The 17,438-nt window shown below is 71.1% G+C and carries 12 protein-coding genes; 9 read left to right on the forward strand and 3 right to left on the reverse strand.

Features of this window, described 5'->3' with window-relative positions:
* Positions 1-224 precede the first annotated feature (224 nt).
* The 4 genes from BM385_RS02630 to BM385_RS02645 all read left to right on the forward strand — a co-directional run bounded on the left by BM385_RS02630 (position 225) and on the right by BM385_RS02645 (position 4,411).
* Positions 225-1,076, forward strand: a complete 852-nt coding sequence (locus BM385_RS02630) for a nitrilase-related carbon-nitrogen hydrolase (RefSeq protein ID WP_019432501.1) — start codon at positions 225-227, stop codon at positions 1,074-1,076.
* The gene (locus tag BM385_RS02635) at positions 1,073-2,398 is read left to right on the forward strand and encodes an aspartate aminotransferase family protein (protein ID WP_093842043.1); all 1,326 of its coding nucleotides are present in this window, start codon (positions 1,073-1,075) and stop codon (positions 2,396-2,398) included. Before BM385_RS02630 ends, BM385_RS02635 begins: the two co-directional genes overlap by 4 nt.
* A gap of 10 nt (positions 2,399-2,408) precedes the next feature.
* On the forward strand, positions 2,409-3,446 hold the full coding sequence (locus BM385_RS02640) for an enoyl-CoA hydratase/isomerase family protein (RefSeq protein ID WP_093842044.1): 1,038 nt from the start codon (positions 2,409-2,411) through the stop codon (positions 3,444-3,446).
* A 146-nt stretch (positions 3,447-3,592) separates the two neighbouring features.
* On the forward strand, positions 3,593-4,411 hold the full coding sequence (locus BM385_RS02645; protein WP_093842045.1) for an eCIS core domain-containing protein: 819 nt from the start codon (positions 3,593-3,595) through the stop codon (positions 4,409-4,411).
* A 24-nt stretch (positions 4,412-4,435) separates the two neighbouring features.
* Here the strand turns inward: BM385_RS02645 and BM385_RS02650 are convergent, their stop codons facing one another.
* On the reverse strand, positions 4,436-5,824 hold the full coding sequence (locus tag BM385_RS02650; protein ID WP_175542900.1) for a COG1470 family protein: 1,389 nt from the start codon (positions 5,822-5,824) through the stop codon (positions 4,436-4,438).
* Between the two features lie 277 nt (positions 5,825-6,101).
* On the opposite strand from BM385_RS02650, the gene BM385_RS02655 reads away from it, so the two are divergent.
* The 4 genes from BM385_RS02655 (at position 6,102) to BM385_RS02670 (ending at position 11,500) form a co-directional block, all read left to right on the forward strand.
* Positions 6,102-6,674: a helix-turn-helix transcriptional regulator gene (locus BM385_RS02655; protein ID WP_078575866.1), complete on the forward strand. Its 573-nt coding sequence runs from the start codon at positions 6,102-6,104 to the stop codon at positions 6,672-6,674.
* A gap of 205 nt (positions 6,675-6,879) precedes the next feature.
* Positions 6,880-8,919: an HYR domain-containing protein gene (locus BM385_RS02660; protein WP_093842047.1), complete on the forward strand. Its 2,040-nt coding sequence runs from the start codon at positions 6,880-6,882 to the stop codon at positions 8,917-8,919.
* Positions 8,919-9,515, forward strand: coding sequence for a Pvc16 family protein (locus BM385_RS02665; protein WP_019432507.1), 597 nt, complete (start codon positions 8,919-8,921; stop codon positions 9,513-9,515). Before BM385_RS02660 ends, BM385_RS02665 begins: the two co-directional genes overlap by 1 nt.
* Positions 9,512-11,500, forward strand: a complete 1,989-nt coding sequence (locus tag BM385_RS02670) for an AAA family ATPase (protein ID WP_093842048.1) — start codon at positions 9,512-9,514, stop codon at positions 11,498-11,500. The genes BM385_RS02665 and BM385_RS02670 overlap by 4 nt, the downstream gene beginning before the upstream one ends.
* A 42-nt stretch (positions 11,501-11,542) precedes the next feature.
* Here BM385_RS02670 and BM385_RS02675 read toward each other — a convergent pair whose 3' ends face one another.
* Together BM385_RS02675 and BM385_RS02680 are read right to left on the reverse strand one after the other, a co-directional pair.
* Positions 11,543-12,136 (reverse strand): suppressor of fused domain protein, encoded by a 594-nt coding sequence (locus tag BM385_RS02675; RefSeq protein WP_158687171.1) that lies wholly within the window; start codon positions 12,134-12,136, stop codon positions 11,543-11,545.
* Positions 12,129-15,695 carry a hypothetical protein gene (locus BM385_RS02680; RefSeq protein WP_093842049.1) on the reverse strand — a complete coding sequence of 1,189 codons (3,567 nt, stop codon included), beginning with the start codon at positions 15,693-15,695 and terminating at the stop codon, positions 12,129-12,131. Before BM385_RS02680 ends, BM385_RS02675 begins: the two co-directional genes overlap by 8 nt.
* Before the next feature lie 221 nt (positions 15,696-15,916).
* Here BM385_RS02680 and BM385_RS02685 point away from each other — a divergent pair, with 221 nt between their 5' ends.
* Positions 15,917-17,422 (forward strand): phage tail sheath family protein, encoded by a 1,506-nt coding sequence (locus tag BM385_RS02685; RefSeq protein ID WP_093842050.1) that lies wholly within the window; start codon positions 15,917-15,919, stop codon positions 17,420-17,422.
* Positions 17,423-17,438: the final 16 nt, after the last annotated feature.

A 17,438-nucleotide genomic window follows, 5' to 3' on the forward strand; every position in this document is an offset into this window, starting at 1 on the left:
CGGGGACCCTACCGGCGGGGTGCGGCGGTCCTCGACCCCTCGGGCGGTGCGGGCGGGCGCGCCCGCGCCGGGGAGCAGCTCGCGCCGGGTGCAGTTCGCGCCGGGGTCCGGTTCGCGGCGGATTCGGCGACGTAGCGCTGATGGCCTTGCCACGGTGCGTGACGACTTCTAACGTCGCACCGGGCCCACCGGGCGGTCCGCCCCCCAGTTCACAGGAGCAGCCGATGGCCGAAGCCGATGTTGTGCGTGCCGCGCTGGTGCAGGCCGCCTGGAGCGGCGACACCGAGTCGATGATCGCCAAGCACGAGGAGCACGCGAGGGAGGCGGCCCGGCGCGGAGCGCGGGTGATCGGCTTCCAGGAGATGTTCAACGCCCCGTACTTCTGCCAGGTGCAGGACGCGCAGCACTACCGCTGGGCGGAGCCGGTGCCCGGGGGGCCGACGGTGGAGCGGCTGCGGTCGCTGGCCCGGGAGACGGGGCTGGTGATCGTGGCGCCGCTGTACGAGGTGGCGGACGCGGGGCACTACTACAACACGGCGGCGGTGATCGACGCCGACGGCACGGTGCTGGGTGTCTACCGCAAGCACCACATCCCGCAGCTGCCGGGGTTCTGGGAGAAGTTCTACTTCCGCCCCGGGAACCTGGGCTGGCCGGTGTTCGACACGGCGGCGGGCCGGATCGGGGTGTACATCTGCTACGACCGGCACTTCCCGGAGGGCTGGCGCGCGCTGGGGCTGGCGGGGGCGCAGCTGGTGTACAACCCCTCGGCGACCTCGCGCGGCCTGTCCGCGCATCTGTGGCGGCTGGAGCAGCCGGCGGCGGCCGTGGCGAACCAGTACTTCGTGGCGGCGATCAACCGGGTGGGCAGGGAGGCCGAGTACGGCGACAACGAGTTCTACGGCACGAGCTACTTCGTCGATCCGAGCGGCCGGCCGGTGGGCGAGCCGGCGAGCGACACCGAGGAGGAACTGCTGGTGAGGGACCTGGACCTGGGGCTGATCGAGGAGGTGCGCCGGACGTGGGCGTTCTACCGGGACCGGCGGCCGGACGCGTACGAGGGGCTGGTGCGGCCGTGAGCGCGGGATCGCTGTACGAGCGGCACCGGGCGGTGCTGCCGGGCTGGGTGGCGCTGTACTACGAGCGCCCGCTGGAGCTGTCGCACGGCGAGGGCCGGCACGTGTGGGACGTGGAGGGCAACCGCTACCTCGACTTCTTCGGCGGCATCCTGACGACCATGACGGCGCACGCGCTGCCGGAGGTGACGAAGGCGGTCGCGGAGCAGGCGGCGCGGCTGGTGCACTCCTCGACGCTGTATCTGAGCCGTCCGATGGTGGAACTGGCGGAGCGGATCGCGGATCTGTCGGGCATCGAGGACCCGCGGGTGTTCTTCACGACCTCGGGGACCGAGGCGAACGACACCGCGCTGCTGCTGGCCTCGGCGTACCGGGGCGGCGCCAACCAGGTGCTGGCGATGCGCAACAGCTACCACGGGCGGTCCTTCTCCACGGTGGGGCTCACCGGCAACGCGGGCTGGTCGCCGACCACGCTGTCGCCGTTGCAGACGCTGTACGTGCACGGCAGCGTCCGGACCCGCGGCCCGTACGCCGGCCTGCCGGACGCGGAGTTCACGGCGGCGGCGGTGGCGGATCTGGAGGACATGCTGGCGCACACCCGGCCGGCCGGGGTGGCGGCGCTGATCGCCGAACCGGTGCAGGGGGTGGGCGGGTTCACCTCGGGCCCTGACGGGCTGTTCGCGGCGTTCCGTGAGGTGCTGGCGCGGGAGGGGATCGTGTGGATCAGCGACGAGGTGCAGACGGGCTGGGGGCGTACCGGTGACCACTTCTGGGGCTGGCAGGCGCACGGGGCGGCCGGGCCGCCGGACCTGCTGACGTTCGCGAAGGGCATCGGGAACGGGATGTCGATCGGTGGTGTGGTGGGCCGCGCGGAGATCATGAACGCGCTGGACGCCAACTCCATCTCCACCTTCGGCGGCAGCCCGGTGACGATGGCGGCCGGGCTGGCGAACCTCGGCTATCTGCTGGAGCACGATCTCCAGTCCAACGCCCGCCGGGTCGGGGCGCTGCTGCGGGAGCGGCTGGAGGCGGCGGCGCGGCGGCTGGCGATGGTCCGGGAGGTGCGCGGGCGCGGGCTGATGATCGGGGTGGAGCTGGTACGGCCGGGCACCGACGAGCCGGATGCGCGGCTCGCGGCGCTGGTGCTGGAACGGGCCAGGGAGGCCGGGCTGCTGATCGGCAAGGGCGGTGGGCCGGGCGCCGGGGTGCTGCGGATCGCGCCGCCGCTGAGCCTGACCGAGGCGGAGGCCGAGGAGGGCGCGGACCTGCTGGTGGGCGCGCTGGAGCGGGCCGAGACCGGGTGGGAGGGCGGGGACCGGCCGTAGGGTGGGCCGCATGGAGCAGCAGGTGGAGCACGATGTGGTGGGCGGCCTGGGGCTGCTGACGCTGAACCGGCCGGCCGCGCTGAACGCCCTGACGCCGGAGATGGTGGCGGCGCTGGCGGCGGCGCTGGAGCGGTGGCGGGAGGATCCGTCGGTGGGCGGGGTGGTGCTGCGCAGCGCCTCGCCCCGGGCGTTCTGCGCGGGCGGGGACGTCCGGGCGGCGCGGGCGACGGTGCTGGCCGGGGAGCCGGAGGCGGCGGACGCCTTCTACGCGGCCGAGTACGCGCTGAACGGCCGGATCGCCGCGTTCCCCAAGCCGTATGTGTCGCTGATCGACGGTCTGGTGATGGGCGGCGGGCTGGGGATCTCGGTGCACGGCGCGGTGCGGGTGGTGACCGAGCGGGCGGTGTTCGCGATGCCGGAGACGCGGATCGGGTTCTTCCCCGATGTGGGGGCGAGCTGGTTCCTGCCCCGCCTCGGCGAGGCGCTGGGCCGGTATCTGGGGCTCACCGGAGCCCGGCTGGACGCGGCGCAGGCGCTGGAGTGCGGGCTGGCCACCCACTTCGTCCCGGGTGCGGAACTGCCCGCGCTGGAGGAGGCGCTGCGGGCGGGCGGCGCGGGCGGCGCGGGCGAGGGGGTGGTGGCGACGGTGGAGCGGTTCGCGCGGCCGGCTCCGGCGGTGGACGCGGCGTGGACCGAGCGGCGCGCGCTGATCGAACGGTGCTTCGGGGACGGGCGGTTGCCGGAGATCCTGCGGCGGCTGGCGGCCGAGCCCGGGGAGTGGGCGCGCGCCACCCTGGCGGAGCTGTCGGGCTTCTCGCCGACGAGTCTGGCGCTGACCGCCGAACTGCTGGCGCGGGGCGCGGCCAGTGCCGACCTGGAGGTGTGTCTGGAACGGGAGCTGATCCTGGCCCGCCGCATGGCGCGCGGCCACGACTTCGCGGAGGGAGTGCGGGCGCTGCTGGTGGACAAGGATCTGGCGCCGAAGTGGCGGCCGGACGACCTGGCCGGGGTCGATGTGCGGCCGTGGCTGGCGGACGTACCCCGGTAGCGGGCGGGCGGCCGGCGTTGCCCGTTGGTGCAGCCGGATCTGCCCGATGCCTCAGCGGGCGGGGGCGCGGTGTCCCTGGACGGCGGCGGCACGGAGACCGACGCTGAGGGGAGGCCGAAGGTCCGCCGAGTGCCGAGGAGCCGGCGATGCGCGCGCACGAGCAGGGACACGAGTTCGAGGACGGGACCGGGGCGGCGCGCGGCGACAGGCCGCGCAGGGAGGAGCTGCCGCCGGGGCTGGTGCGGGCGGCGGTCGCCGGGCGGCCGGACGTGGTCGGCGCGGGCGGCATGGCGCCCTTGCAGCGCGCGGTCGGCAACAGCGCGGTGGGCGCGATGCTGCAACGCGAGGCGGACGGCCGGGAGGAAGAGCCGGGCGGTGGCGGCCGGTCCTCGGTGCACGACGTGGTGGGTTCGGGCGGTGGCGCGCCGCTGGACAGCGAGACCCGGGCGGACATGGAGGGCCGGCTGGGCGCCGACTTCTCCGACGTCCGGGTGCACACCGACGCCCGGGCCGACGCGTCGGCCCGGGAGGTGGGCGCGCACGCCTACACGGTCGGCCGCGACGTGGTGTTCCAGCGCGACGCCTACTCCCCCGGTTCGCACGAGGGCCGCACCATGCTGGCGCACGAGTTGACGCATGTGATGCAGCAGCGCAGCGGCCCGGTGGACGGCAGCGAGGCGCCCGGCGGCATCCGGGTGAGCGATCCGTCCGACCGGTTCGAGCGGGAGGCGGCGGCCAACGCCGAGCGGGTGATGGCGGAACCGGCACCGGTACCGGCACCCGCGGCCGAGCCCGCCGCGGCCCCCGCACCGGCCGCCACGCCGGCCCCCGCCGTGCAGCGGACGACGGAGGACGGCGAGGGCGAGGACGAGGAACCGGCGGACGTCCAGGGCGCGTTCGTGCAGCGGGCCGAGTCGCCCGAGGAGGACGAGGAGGAGGACGGGGCGGCCGGGGACGCGCCGTGAGGCCGGGCGTCCCGGCCGGCCTGCTCAGTCCTGCGGCAGCGCGGTGAGCGTGCCGGACAGGAACAGCGCCTCGGAGCACTCGGAGGGGGCGCTGCTGGCCACCGGCCGGCCGACCTCGCGGCAGCCGAGGGTGATGGTGATCTCCTCGCCCGCCGGTACGGCGATCGGGGTGACGAAGTGGTAGTCGGTGTCCCGGAAGTTCTCCAGGGCGAGGGTGAGCAGCGGGGCGCCCTGGCTGGAGATGGTGAGGTCACCGGCGTCGCCCTGCGGGTTCTGGACGACGATGTCGGTCAGCTGGAAGGTCATCCTGGCGGGCACCTCGTACGCGCTGCGGGTGGTCGAGCCGCCGCCCGGCGCGTCGCGTACCTCGACGCGGGCGCTGGTGGGCAGCCCGGGGCCGCCGGGTTCACCGGGCGCGGGTGAGCCGGAGCCGGCCCCGCCGTCGCCGCCGTCCCCGCCGGCCGTGTCCTGGCCCGCCGGATCGCCGCCACCCGTCCCGGCCGTACCCCCGCCGCCGGCTCCGGCGTCCGCGCCGCCGTCCGCCCCCGCGCCCGGTCCGCCGCCGGTGCCGGCCTCCAACTCCTCGACGGCTTCCTGGACCGCCTCGGGGACCGCCTCCCGGGCGGCGGACTGAACGGTGGGCCGCAGCACCGTGAACCAGAGGCCGGTGAGCAGCGCCCCGATGAGGACGGCGGCGACCAGCGCGCGCGGCAGCCACTGCGGGATGATCGCCTGCTGTTCGTACACCCCGTCCAGGACCACCGGTTCGGCGACGGGCGGTGGGGTGTCGGTGCCCTCGGGGGCGTCGGCCGGGGTCGTGGTGACGACCGCCTGGAAGGGGTGGGTGACGGCGGCACCGCGCCACACCCGGTTCGCCGGTTTGACCCGCAGGGTGGCGAACCGGGCCTGGCCGGGCGGGATGTGGAGGGCGGCGGGTTCGAAGACCGGGCGGACCCGGTCGGTCGCCTGCTGGGTGCTGAGGTCGAGAGTGGCGGGGGTGTTGCCCCGGTTGTCGACGGCGATCCGGTGCCGGCCGCGCAGCCTGCCCTGCGAGCCGCGCGGCAGGAGTTCGGCGGTGACCTCGGCGTACGGCGCGAGGGTGACGGTGCGTTCGGGCACCTGGGGCCGACCGTCGTCGCTGGTGTGGGTGACCCGCAGGCCGAGCGGGGTCGGCCCCGGGGCGATGCCGGGATCGCGCGGCGGACGCAGCCGCAGTACGGCGGTGCCGGTGGATCCCGGGTAGAGGGAGAGGGTTTCGGGTTCGACCGTGGTCCAGGCGGCACAGGGCCCGACCACTTCGAACCGGACCTCTTCGACGATGGTGCCGGAGTTCAGCACCCGTACGGGGAGGGCGGCCTCGTCGCCGGGAGACACGGCGAGAGGCGACTCGTCCAAGCTCGCTGACACGGTCATAACGGGCACGGTAGGTGGATAACGGGTGAGCGAGGAGCGACCGTACAGGAACACTTTCGGGCAGGGTTGGGTTCTCTCCCAGCCATCCTCTGTGCGCCGGGGATTACCCTTCCCGGCCCGGAAGCAGCACCTAAAGGGGGGTGACTGGGACATAGACGTGACCGGCATATGACACGTTCATGACACAACAGGGGGAGGGCAACGCGACGTGCGATCGACAGTCACGGAGCGCATCACAGTGGATCTCCGGGCCCAGGATCCGATCTCGCAGGCGGGCATCGCCAGTCAGCTGCGGACCCGGCCCGAAGTACGCATCATCGACCGGGCGGCGGCGGCCGATGCCGCCGACGTCGTGGTGGTCGTGGTGGACGTCGTCGACGACGGCGCCCTGCGACTGCTGCGCCAGGCACAGCGCACCGGTACCCCGCGCGGGGTGCTGGTGGTGACCCAGATCGACGAACAGCAACTGGTGAGCGCCGCCGAGTGCGGCTTCGTGGGGGTGGTACGGCGGACGGAGGCCACACCGGAACGGCTGATCACCGTCATCGGCGCGGTGGCCAAGGGCGAGGGGTACGTACCCGCCGATCTGCTCGGCGGGCTGCTGACCCAGGTGGGGCGGGTGCAGGGCCAGGTCCTCGCCCCGCGCGGACTGAACTTCACCGGGCTGGCGGCACGCGAGATCGAGGTGCTGCGGCTGGTGGCCGAGGGGTACGACACCGCCGACATCGCGGTGCGGCTCGCCTACTCGGAACGGACGATCAAAAACGTACTGCACGCGGTCATGACCCGCCTCAACCTGCGCAACCGCTCGCACGCGGTGGCCTACGCGCTGCGCCAGGGCCTCATCTGACGCCTGCGGGACGCTCCGGCCCTTTCGGGAAGCACGGTCTTCCCGAAGGGCTGGCTCCCACCGCGCTGCGCTCCCCGCGCGCGCGGGAGACGGTGGAGCCCACACAGATCTCCAGGGGTATGTCCAGGGATGAGGTGGGGCCGTGCGGGGGTTGGCACCGGGGTGGGCACGAGGGCCGGCGGCCGGCCGCCGGCGGCCCGCGCTGATGACGGTACTGGTCCTGCTCCTGCTCGCGGCCACCGTCCCGGGCTCGGCGACGGGCGGCGGCACCGCGTACGCCGCCGCGGCCGACCCGGGCACCGGCACGGCGCCCGGCGGGGTGACGCGGGAGGCCGATCCGGGCGAGAGCTTCGCCGTGGACAAGGAGGTCCACACCCCCGCCGTACCGCCCCGGCCGGACGTGGTGCTGCTGGTGGACGGCACGAACAGCATGGACCCGACCATCACCCAACTGCGCGAAACCCTGACGGTGGTGACCGACCGCGTCCGGCAGGAACAGCCGGACTCCCGGTTCGCGGTCATCAGTTACGGCGACGGGGAGGTCGACGGCGACCGCACCTTCGAGGTGCACACCGCGCTGACCCACGATCTGACGGCCGTGCAGGACGGGGTGAACGCCATCGTGGCCGACCGCGGCGGATTCAGCCCCGGCCCGGCCGAGGACTGGATCAACGCCCTGTGGCAGATCGGCACCGGCGCCGGCGGCGCGACCGAGTTCCGCGAGGGCGCCAGCCCGATCATCGTGCTCATCGGCGACGCCTCCAGCAACGACCCCAGCATGGGCCACACCCTGGCCGCCACCGTCACCCTGCTCCAGAACATCGGCGCCCGCACCGTCGCCGTGGACATCGACACCCCGATCGGCGACGGCCTCAACGGCGACGGCACCCACCCCGACTGGGGCGACCCGGGCGAATGGCACCCGCCGGGCCAGGCCGACACCCTCGTCGCGGCGACCGACGGGGCACTCATCGAGGGCATCGACGCCGAGCAGGTCAGCGACGCCATCGTCGAAGGGCTCACCAACCTGCCCAGCACGGTCACCCACCAGATCCTGCGCTGCGACCCGGCGCTGACCCTCACCCTCACCCCCGACGCCCGGCAGGTCACCAGCGGCGCCACCGCCGCCTTCGCGGAAACCGTCACGGTGGCCGCGGACGCCCCGCAGGGCGCGACGCTGACCTGCGTCGTCCAGTTCCTGCTCAACGGCAGCGCCCCGCACGGCATCCCGCCCGAACTCCTGGACCCGGACGCGGATCCGCCGCCGCCACCGGCTGACGACGCGGCGGTGGACCCCGACTACCGGCAGACCGTCACCGTCACCGTCAACGACCTCGGCGCACCGGTCGTCACCATCGACGACCGTACGGCGCAGGCCGCCGACGAGGACGGCGCGGTCATCGAGTTCACCGCCACGGCCGTGGACGCGGTGGACGGCGAACTGCCGGTGGAGTGCGTGCCGCCCTCCGGGTCGCTCTTCCCGGTCGGCAGCACCGAGGTGGTGTGCACGGCCACCGACTCGGCGGGCAACACCGGGACGGGCACCGCCACGTTCACCGTCCTCCCGGTGCCGCCCGACCCGCCCCCGCCGCCGTCCGCCGATGTGTCGGTCAGCGCGGCCGTGGAGCCGGTCCTCGGGTACACCACCCTGCCGGTCACCGTGGAGTTCACCCTCGCCAACGCCGGCCCCGACCGGGCCGAGGGCGTCGTCCTGCACACCGCGTGGCCGCGCCGACCGGACGCCTCGGACCGTACGGTGGACGCCCAGTCCGCCTGCACCGCCGCCGACCCGTGCGCCATCGAGCCGGGCGAGCGGCTGACGGTGACCCAGTCCGCGACGTACGGCCTGCCGCTGAGCGGCGAACTGCGCGCCACGGCGAACGTCGCCACGGCCGACCCGTCCGCCGCCAACAACACGACCACCGCCCGGATCGACATCGTCCAGCCCGAACTGACCATCACCCCGGAGGTCGGGACGCCCGGCTCGGTGGTGATCGTGCGCGGCGAGAACTTCCCCCCGGACACGCTCGTCGAACTGTCCTGGGACCCGGGCATCACGCCGGCCCGCGTCCCGCTGCGGGCGGGAGCGGACGGCACGTTCGAGACGCAGCTGCCGGTGCTGCGCAAGGACCGGCTCGGGCCCCGGGTGCTGCGCGCGGAGACCGCGGAGTTCGCACCGTTCGAAGAGGACTTCCTGGTCGTGCAGCGCACCCTGCGGCCACCGGACTTCGTCGGGCGCGGCTGATGATCCACGAGGTGGACGAGGCGCTGCGCGGGCTGCTGCGGGCCGAGGTGATCGCGGGCGGGCAGATCGCGATCGTCTTCGAGGCGCCGACCCGGGAGTGGGCGGCGAAAGTGAACGCGCCGACGGTGAACCTGTATCTGTACGACATCCGGGAGGACATGCGGCGCCGGGAGCGCGGGCTGCACAACGAGTACAACGAGGCCGGGGTGATCGTGGCGCGGCGCCGGCCGCCGCGCTACTTCAAGCTCTCCTATCTGATCACCGCCTGGACCAAACGGCCCGAGGACGAACACCGGCTGCTGTCCTCGCTGCTGATCTCCCTGCTGCGGCACGACGCCCTGCCGGCCGCCCATCTGCCGGGCGCGCTGGCGGAACTGGGCATCGCCATCCCGATGACGATCGCGCTGCCGCCGCCGGAGGACCGTTCGTTCGCCGATGTGTGGAGCGCGCTGGGCGGGGAGCTGAAGCCGTCGCTCGACCTGGTGATCAGCGTGCCGGTGACGGAATCCCCCGTCTACCCGGCCGGGCCGCCCGTGACGGACGGGGGTGTGAGCGTGGGGATGACGAACACGGCGGAGCCCACCGGGGAACGGTGACGCCCGACCTGCTGCGCCGGGCCCGCCGGATCGAGGAGCGGGTCCGGCACGCGGTGGCCGAGCGGCGGCGCACCGACCCGGACCCGGACGACGCGTTCCGGGGCCTGTACCTCAGCGACGAACGGATCCACCGGCTGCTGGACGAGGGCCGCACCGTCGACGCGGGCGCACCCCTCGCCGACGGGGACGAGACCACCGCGCTGGGCCGGGCGTTCGGCCTGACCGCTCTCGACACGGAGCTGCTGCTGGTCGCGCTGCTGCCGGATCTGGACGACCGCTTCGAGGCGTTCTACGGCTACCTGAACGACGACGTGACGCGCCGTCGTCCCACCATCGGCCTGGCGCTCGGCCTGTGCGGGCTCTCCGGCGCGGACGCCCGGGCCCGCGACCGGCTCGCGCCGCACTCCCCGCTGGTCGAGGGCGGGCTGCTGCTGACGGAGGACCTGGACCGCCCGTTCCTGACCCGCGCTCTGCGGGTACCGGACCGGGTCACCTCGCACCTGCTGGGCAGCACGGCACCCGATCCGCGCGTCGCCCACCTCCTGGTGGCGGACGAGGTGACCGCCCCGCGGACGGACGCCTCGCCGCTGACGGCGGCGGTGACGAAGGGCGCGCACCTCGTCTATCTGAAGTCGCCGCTGGGCGGCACCGCCCACTCCCTGGCCGTCCAGGCGCTGCGCGAGACGGGCCGGAACCCGCTGACGGTGAACCTGCACCGGCTGGCCGAGGACCCGGCACCGGACCGGGCCGTCCACCTGCTCGTGCGCGAGGCCCGGCTCACCGGCGCCGGGCTGATCTGCTCCCCGGTGGACGCGCTGACCCCGCACCACCTTCCGACGCTGCGGCTGCTCACCGGGGCGGCGGTGCCGGTGATCCTTTCGGGGACCGTCCCGTGGGACGCCGACTGGTCGGCGCGTCCCCCGCTGCACCTTTCCGCGCCCCGGCTGGATCCGGCGCAGCGGGCGGCGATCTGGGCGGCGGCACTGCCGGGGCCGGTTCCTGCCGACATCGACCTGACCGATCTGCTGGCGCCGTTCCTCCTCACCCCGTCCCAGCTGGCCGACGCCGCGCGCACCGCGGCGCAGTCGGCGCTGCTGACGGACGGCGCTCTCCACCCGGACCACATCAGCGCGGGCGCCCGCGCCCAGAACGCGGCGGGCCTTGACCGGCTGGCCCGCCGCATCGAACCCTCGGTGACCTGGGACGACCTGGTGCTGCCGGCGGACACCCGCACCCAGCTCCACGAACTGGCCGCGCGGGCCCGCCACCGCGACCAGGTGCTCGGCACCTGGTCGATGCGCCCGGGCGGCGGCCGGGGCCGCGGCGTCTCCGCCCTGTTCGCGGGCGACTCGGGCACCGGCAAGACGATGTCGGCGGAGGTCATCGCGGCCGATCTGGGCCTGGACCTCTACACCGTGGACCTGGCGACGGTCATCGACAAGTACGTGGGCGAGACCGAGAAAAACCTGGAACGCATCTTCACCGAGGCGGCCGGCATCAACGGCGTCCTGCTCTTCGACGAGGCGGACGCGATCTTCGGCAAACGCTCCGAGGTGAAGGACGCCCACGACCGCTACGCGAACGTGGAGAGCGCCTACCTGCTCCAGCGCATGGAATCCTTCGACGGCCTGGCGATCCTGTCGACCAACCTCCGCGCCAACCTGGACGACGCCTTCACCCGCCGCCTGGACCTGGTGATCGACTTCCCCCTCCCGGACGCCGCGGACCGCAGACACCTGTGGACCAAGTCCCTGGGCACCCAGGTCCCCCTCTCCCCCGACCTGGACCTGGACTTCTGCGCCGAATCCTTCGAACTGGCCGGCGGCAACATCCGCTCGATCGCCATCACAGCGGCCTACCTGGCCGCGACAGCGGGCACCGAGATCACGATGCCCCTCCTGATCCGCGCCACCCAACGCGAATACCAAAAACTCGGCCGCCTGACCCTGGCCTCCGAGTTCGGGCCCTATCTGGATCTGAGCTGACCACCTCCCGCACATGAGGGGGCCTGCCGGACTCGGGGTACTTCAGGACTGTACGACAGGAGCCCGTTCGGGGTCCGTGGCGTCCAGACCACGATAGATCAGCGCACGGTACGCATCGTGCCTGTCCTCAAAGTTTTCCACAAAATCCACTTCCTCAGGAAACAGGGGAACTATGCGCAGGAGGCCGACCGCACTGGCAGGCTCCGGAAAACGGAATCCATAGACCGAATCCCAGTCAACCAACAGGGCCATGGTGAATCGAGAGAAACGCGGAAGCGTCAGTCCGGACAGAACCTGCCCGTCACTGAAAAGGCGCCCGGTTCTCACCGGCGCCGATGCCAGCTCAACCAATGCAGCGGCAAAGGAATCGACAGCGTGCTCATCCAGCGCGCCCTTGATTTCGACACCCAGTTCGGATGGCTGGTCAACACAGAGGGACTCCGCTCCGAATCCGGCGGTTCCGATCAGCGTCACATTCCCATCCGGATCCCGCTGCTCGGCCTCAGTCGGAACATAGACCACTACGGCACACTTTTCAGGGGGCTGTTTTGTGCGAGTGAACCAGATAGTGCGTGTCGGCGGATCGTACAGCTCCTCATATGCAGCAGTAACCGAAGCAATGAATTCGTCATTCATGCCACCCGTGCTCCCACCATGATTCATGACTACCGCGCTCCTTGGATGGCAGTTCATAACGTTCTGCCGCAGAGCCGCTTGCCGATGACTCATCTTCATGTTCAGGGCCGTGATAATTTATTGGCTGCTGATTCCAAGTGCGATTATCCTCTCGGGTCTGCTTATGGCCTTCACGGTTCCAGTGACCCGACGCGCCCGGGGGTGCGTGCCCAAGTATGGCCTTCTGAAACGGAAAGATCGGATAGTCGGCCGGATTGACGACACTCTCGTAGCGTGCGCGATTCTCATGGTAAGAAGAATCTGCCTTGTCGTTCGCATCGGCAGGGATCAGCGCCCCACTGGCGTCAAGACTTCCGAGCAACCCTTTGCTCAGGATCTCCAGCCCTGCGGCCGACGTTTTTTTCGGATTGACGTACCCATATTTGTGTCGATTGTTCGGATTCGTCTCACGCCATTCGGCAACTGCGGGATCAAAGGTGTTGCGCCCCGCTGGATCACGCTCGTGCGACTGCACTCGAAAGATAAAGCCGTGATTGACCCAGGACAGAACCAGCCTTTCGGCTGTTCGCTTCGAAACGCCCAGCACATCACTTAACGCACGGGTACTGAACGGGCTCGCTTTGAATTCCTTCCTGGCTTCTTGGAGTCGCTCATCCGATTCACTCCCAAGCTTCTTCTGCACTACATAGATCGAGTCGCGCAAGTTCTTCTGCTTTTCTTTTACTTTATTTTCCGCAACCTGGACATTTGCATTCGATGAGCCATTCTTCAGCTTGCTCTCATAATCAGCGAGAGCATTACGCAGGGATTGAAAACTTTCCTGCGCATCACTGATCGCCCCAAGTACATCGGCATCTTCCCTCTGAGACTGCTGAGCATGCCTCCGATAATTCGCAATAGCCTGCTCCACCGGATGCGGCCTGCTCGCCAGCATGGTGACATACGTGTTCCCCGAGCGAACGATCCACAGGCGGTGAGACTCGGCGTCCACGCCCCAGGAGAGGTCGTCTCCCACTCTCGCCGGAGCGTTACGAGCCTGCTGCGATGACATTTCGCCATCCCTGCCGGGTCTATCCCTTCTCTTCACCTTCTCCCAGATCTTCTTTCCGGCCCGGGCGATGCGGTCGATGATTTTGTCGATCGCGCGGCCGACGGGGCGGGAGACTTTTTGGAAGACGCTGCGGACTTTGGTGACCAGGCTGCCGATGCCCAGGAGGGCAGCGAGGAAGCCGAGGAGGAGGGGGATGCTGGTGGAGAGGGCGGATTCGATGAGTTTGGGGACTCCTGATGCCGCGCCGTTCGCGATGGCGATGACCGCGTCCAGGATGGCGTTCATGAAGTCGGTGATCTGGGCGGCCTGGGTCACGATGAAGGTGACGATGTCGATGATTCCCTTGACCGCGCGGACGAAGGCCGAGGCCGGGGTCAGGAGGGAGACGATCCAGGCGATGCCGGCCACGATGACCGTGGGGATCAGGTAGGACTTCAGGTCGTCCAGGATCGTTTTCTTGAGGTCTCCGGATTCGCCGGTGATCTCCTTGGTCAGGCCGGCGGGGCCCTCGCGCTGGAGGGCCTGGGCCTCGGGGATCGATTTCTCGACCGTCGCCATGGCCTTGTCCGGGACGCCCTTGCGGACGATCTTGGCGCGGATGGTGTCCCAGGTCAGGCCGAGGAGAGAGGCCAGGAGCTGGACGATGCCCTTCGCGTCGAACTTCGCCGGGATCTGGAGGCCCGTCTTGACGGCCGTGCCCAGGAGCCAGGAGACCAGGCCGGTTTTGAGGTGTTGCTCGATGTTGGCGGTGAACAGGTTGAGGCCGTCGCCCACGTAGCGGACCACGTTGCCCAGGAAGCCGATCGGGTCCTTGATGATCTTGGAAACGGCGGAGGCCGCCTTGGCGAGGATGCCCATCAGGGCGTTGGTCAGTTCGATAATCGTCTGGATCACACCGACCACCGCGTCCTTGACGCGGTCCCACAGGCCCTTGTTCGCCTCCTGGAGCGCGGTGATCTCCTCATCGATCGCGTCCAGCGCCTCGGTGTACTTCTGCGCCAGGTCCTGGACCAGCTGCTCGGATTTCTCGTCGACCTGGGTTTCCAGGTCGTCGAACTGCCCGGCGAAGTCCTGTGCCGCTTCCTCGCCGAACCGGCGCAGGTCCGCCGGGAGTTTCCCGACCTCGGCCTGGAGTTCGGCGCGGCCCCGGCCGATGCGGGTCTTGGCGCGGCCGAGTTCGCGGCCGATGGTGTCGGCGATGTCGGAGATGACGCCCTGCATCTGGTTGACGTAGAGCTTCCGGGACTCCTGGTAGATGCCGTTGGCCTCTTCCGGGAGGCCCGCGAACTTGTCCTTCACCCAGCGGGCCTTGCCGCGCAGCCCGGAGTAGCGCTTGTCCTTGTACGCCTTCATCCGGCGTTCGTGGTCGGCCGTGAACGCGTCGCGCGCCCGTTTCTCCCCGTTGGTGAACTGGGTGTCGACCTTGCCGTCCAGGGAGTCCAGGATCTTCTCGACGTCCGTCTTGGTCCGGTCGAAGACCTTCTGGAGCGTGGCGGTGACCTGTTCGCGTTTCTGCTCGTCCGCCGATTTCGTCTCGGTCTTGCCCGAGTCGACCTGCCGACCGGTCGCCTCGCGGGTCGCGGTGAGGCCGGCCATCGCCTGGGCGCCGGCCGCCGCCGCGCCCGACTTCGCGGTCTGGAGTTCGGTGTTCTCCGCGGCCCGGGCCTGGGCGGGCGCCGCGGCGGTCTCTTCCTCGCCCTGCTTCTTCTCGGCCAGGGCGTGGTCGAAGTCCGGTTCGTTGCCCCGGGCCAGCTGCTCCTCGGTGACGTCCGCCTCGGCCATCCGCTGTTCGGTGTCGCGTTGGCCTTCGGAGAAGTCGGTGACCTCCTCCGGCTGGCGGTCCGGGACGGCATCCCCCGCGTTCGGGGCGCCCGGGTTTCCCGGCGGCTGGTCGGCGGTGAGCGGGGTGACGTCCTTCTCGGTGGTGTTGGAGGTGTCCGGGGTTTCGCCGGTGGCGGTGGCGATGTCCTCGGAGGAGGTGTCCTTGCCGTCCGCGACCTTGCCGTCGACCTCGTCCTTGATCCGGTCCGCGTTGCCGGAGTCGGAGAACTTGTCCGCCTCGTCGAGGTTCTTCGGGGCCTGCGCCTCCACCGCCTGATTGACCGCGGCGATGAAGGCGGCCTTGTCGAAGTCCCCGGGCTCGGCGGCGTTCATCTTCTCGGCCTGTTGTGTCTTCGCCTGCGCCTGCCGGTCGTCCGGCGGCGCCACCGCCGCGTCCTGGGCGGCGCGGGACTCGGCCGTGGGCGCGGGGTGGGCGGCGAGTTTCTGCTTCTTCGCGCCGATGTCCGCGTTCACCCGGCGCATCCCCGGCGCCTGTGCAGGTGGCGGCTTCACCGGAGGCGTGTAGCGCTGCGCGACCAGCCGGGACACCGCCGCGTTGCCGGCGGTGCGCTGCAAGTGGTGCAGGGAGAGCGGGGCACGGGCGGGACGCGTGGTGGCGGGTGTGGCCGGTGTGGCGGGTGTGGTGGACGAGGTCTTCGGCTTGGCCTGCTCCCCCGTCTCCTTCATCGCGCAGCCGTTTCCGCCATGCCCTTCACCGTGGCCCGGCGGCGGGCGGGGGACGAGAGGGACCGTGGCGAGACATTCGGGCATAGCCGGGTGTTCGGAAGGGAAAGCACCCGCGCTTCTCATCAGGCAGCCCGGTCTGCACGGCCGATCGGCCGCCCGGCCGTTCCGGTGATCGGCCGGGCGGCGAAAAATCGTTGCTGTCCCCGGCCAAGGAGAGTGGTATGCCGTCGTACCTGTCCCCGGGTGTGTACGTCGAAGAGGTGGAATCCGGGAGCCGGCCGATCGAGGGCGTCGGCACCGCGGTTGCCGCCTTTGTCGGGTTCGCACAGCAGGGCCCCTTCGACGAACCCACGCTGATCACCAACTGGAGCCAGTTCGTCAGCGTCTTCGGTGACTTCGTCGAGGGCACGTATCTGGCCACGTCCGTCTACGGCTATTTCGCCAACGGTGGCGGTCAGGCGTACGTGGTGCGCATCGGCCGGGGCGGTGAGAGCGCCGAGCCGGCGCAGGCGCGCCTGGGCCCGTACACCGTGCGGGTGCTGCCCGGGGTCACCGGGGAGATCGGGGTGGAGATCGTGCACCCCGAGGAGGACGACGCCGACGACGGCCTCTTCACGCTGCTGGTGCGGCGGGACGGGGAGGTCGCCGAGACGTTCGACGCGGTGAGCACCAAGCGGAACAAGGACAACGCCGCCACCCGGGTCAAGGCCCGCTCGCAGCTGATCCGGCTGGAGGCCGCCCAGCGCGGCGCCCTCGCGGTGCGGCCCGAGGCGCAGTCCGTCGTGCTGCCGGCCGCCGCCGGCGATCCGCCGCCGGAGCTGTCCGCGGACACGTACGTGGGTGATCCCGACCGCCGTACCGGGCTGGGCGGTCTTGAGGCGGTGGAGGAAGTCACCATGGTGGCCGTCCCCGATCTGATGAGCGCCTATCAGCGGGGCGATCTCGACGCCGACGCGGTCGTCGCCGTCCAGCAGGGGCTGATCGCCCACTGCGAGGCGATGGGTGACCGGATCGCGATCCTCGACCCGCTGCCCGGGCTCAGCCCGCAGCAGGTCAGGACCTGGCGGACGGAGACGACCGGCTTCGACTCCAAGTACGCGGCGCTGTACTACCCCTGGATCAAGGTGCTGGACCTGGGCCTGGGGCGCAATGTGTTCGTGCCGCCGAGCGGCCACATCGCCGGGGTGTGGGCACGCAACGACGACTCGCGCGGGGTGCACAAGGCCCCGGCGAACGAGGTGATCCGCGGGGCCGTGGCCCTGGAGACGCAGCTCACCAAGGGCGAGCAGGATCTGCTGAACCCGATCGGGGTGAACTGTGTCCGGCTGTTCGCCGGCCGCGGCATCCGGGTGTGGGGGGCCAGGACGCTCTCCAGCGACCCCGCGTGGCGCTATCTGAATGTGCGGCGGCTCTTCAACTATCTGGAGGAGTCGATTCTCGCGGGCACCCAGTGGGTGGTGTTCGAGCCGAACGACGACGCGCTCTGGGCGCGGGTGCGGCGCACGATCCAGGCGTTTCTGACGAACGAGTGGCGCAAGGGCGCCCTGTTCGGGCTGACGCCGGACGACGCGTTCTATGTGAAGTGCGACCGGGAGACCAACCCGCCGGAGAGCATCGACGCCGGCCAGGTGATCTGCGAGGTCGGGGTGGCGCCGGTCAAGCCGGCCGAGTTCGTGGTGTTCCGGCTCGCGCAGTTGTCGGGCGGTTCCGGCGCCGTTGACGAGTGAAGTGAGTGAGGGGAGG

Origin of the sequence: Streptomyces harbinensis, from assembly GCF_900116145.1 — a bacterium.
Lineage (GTDB): Bacteria > Actinomycetota > Actinomycetes > Streptomycetales > Streptomycetaceae > Streptomyces > Streptomyces carpaticus.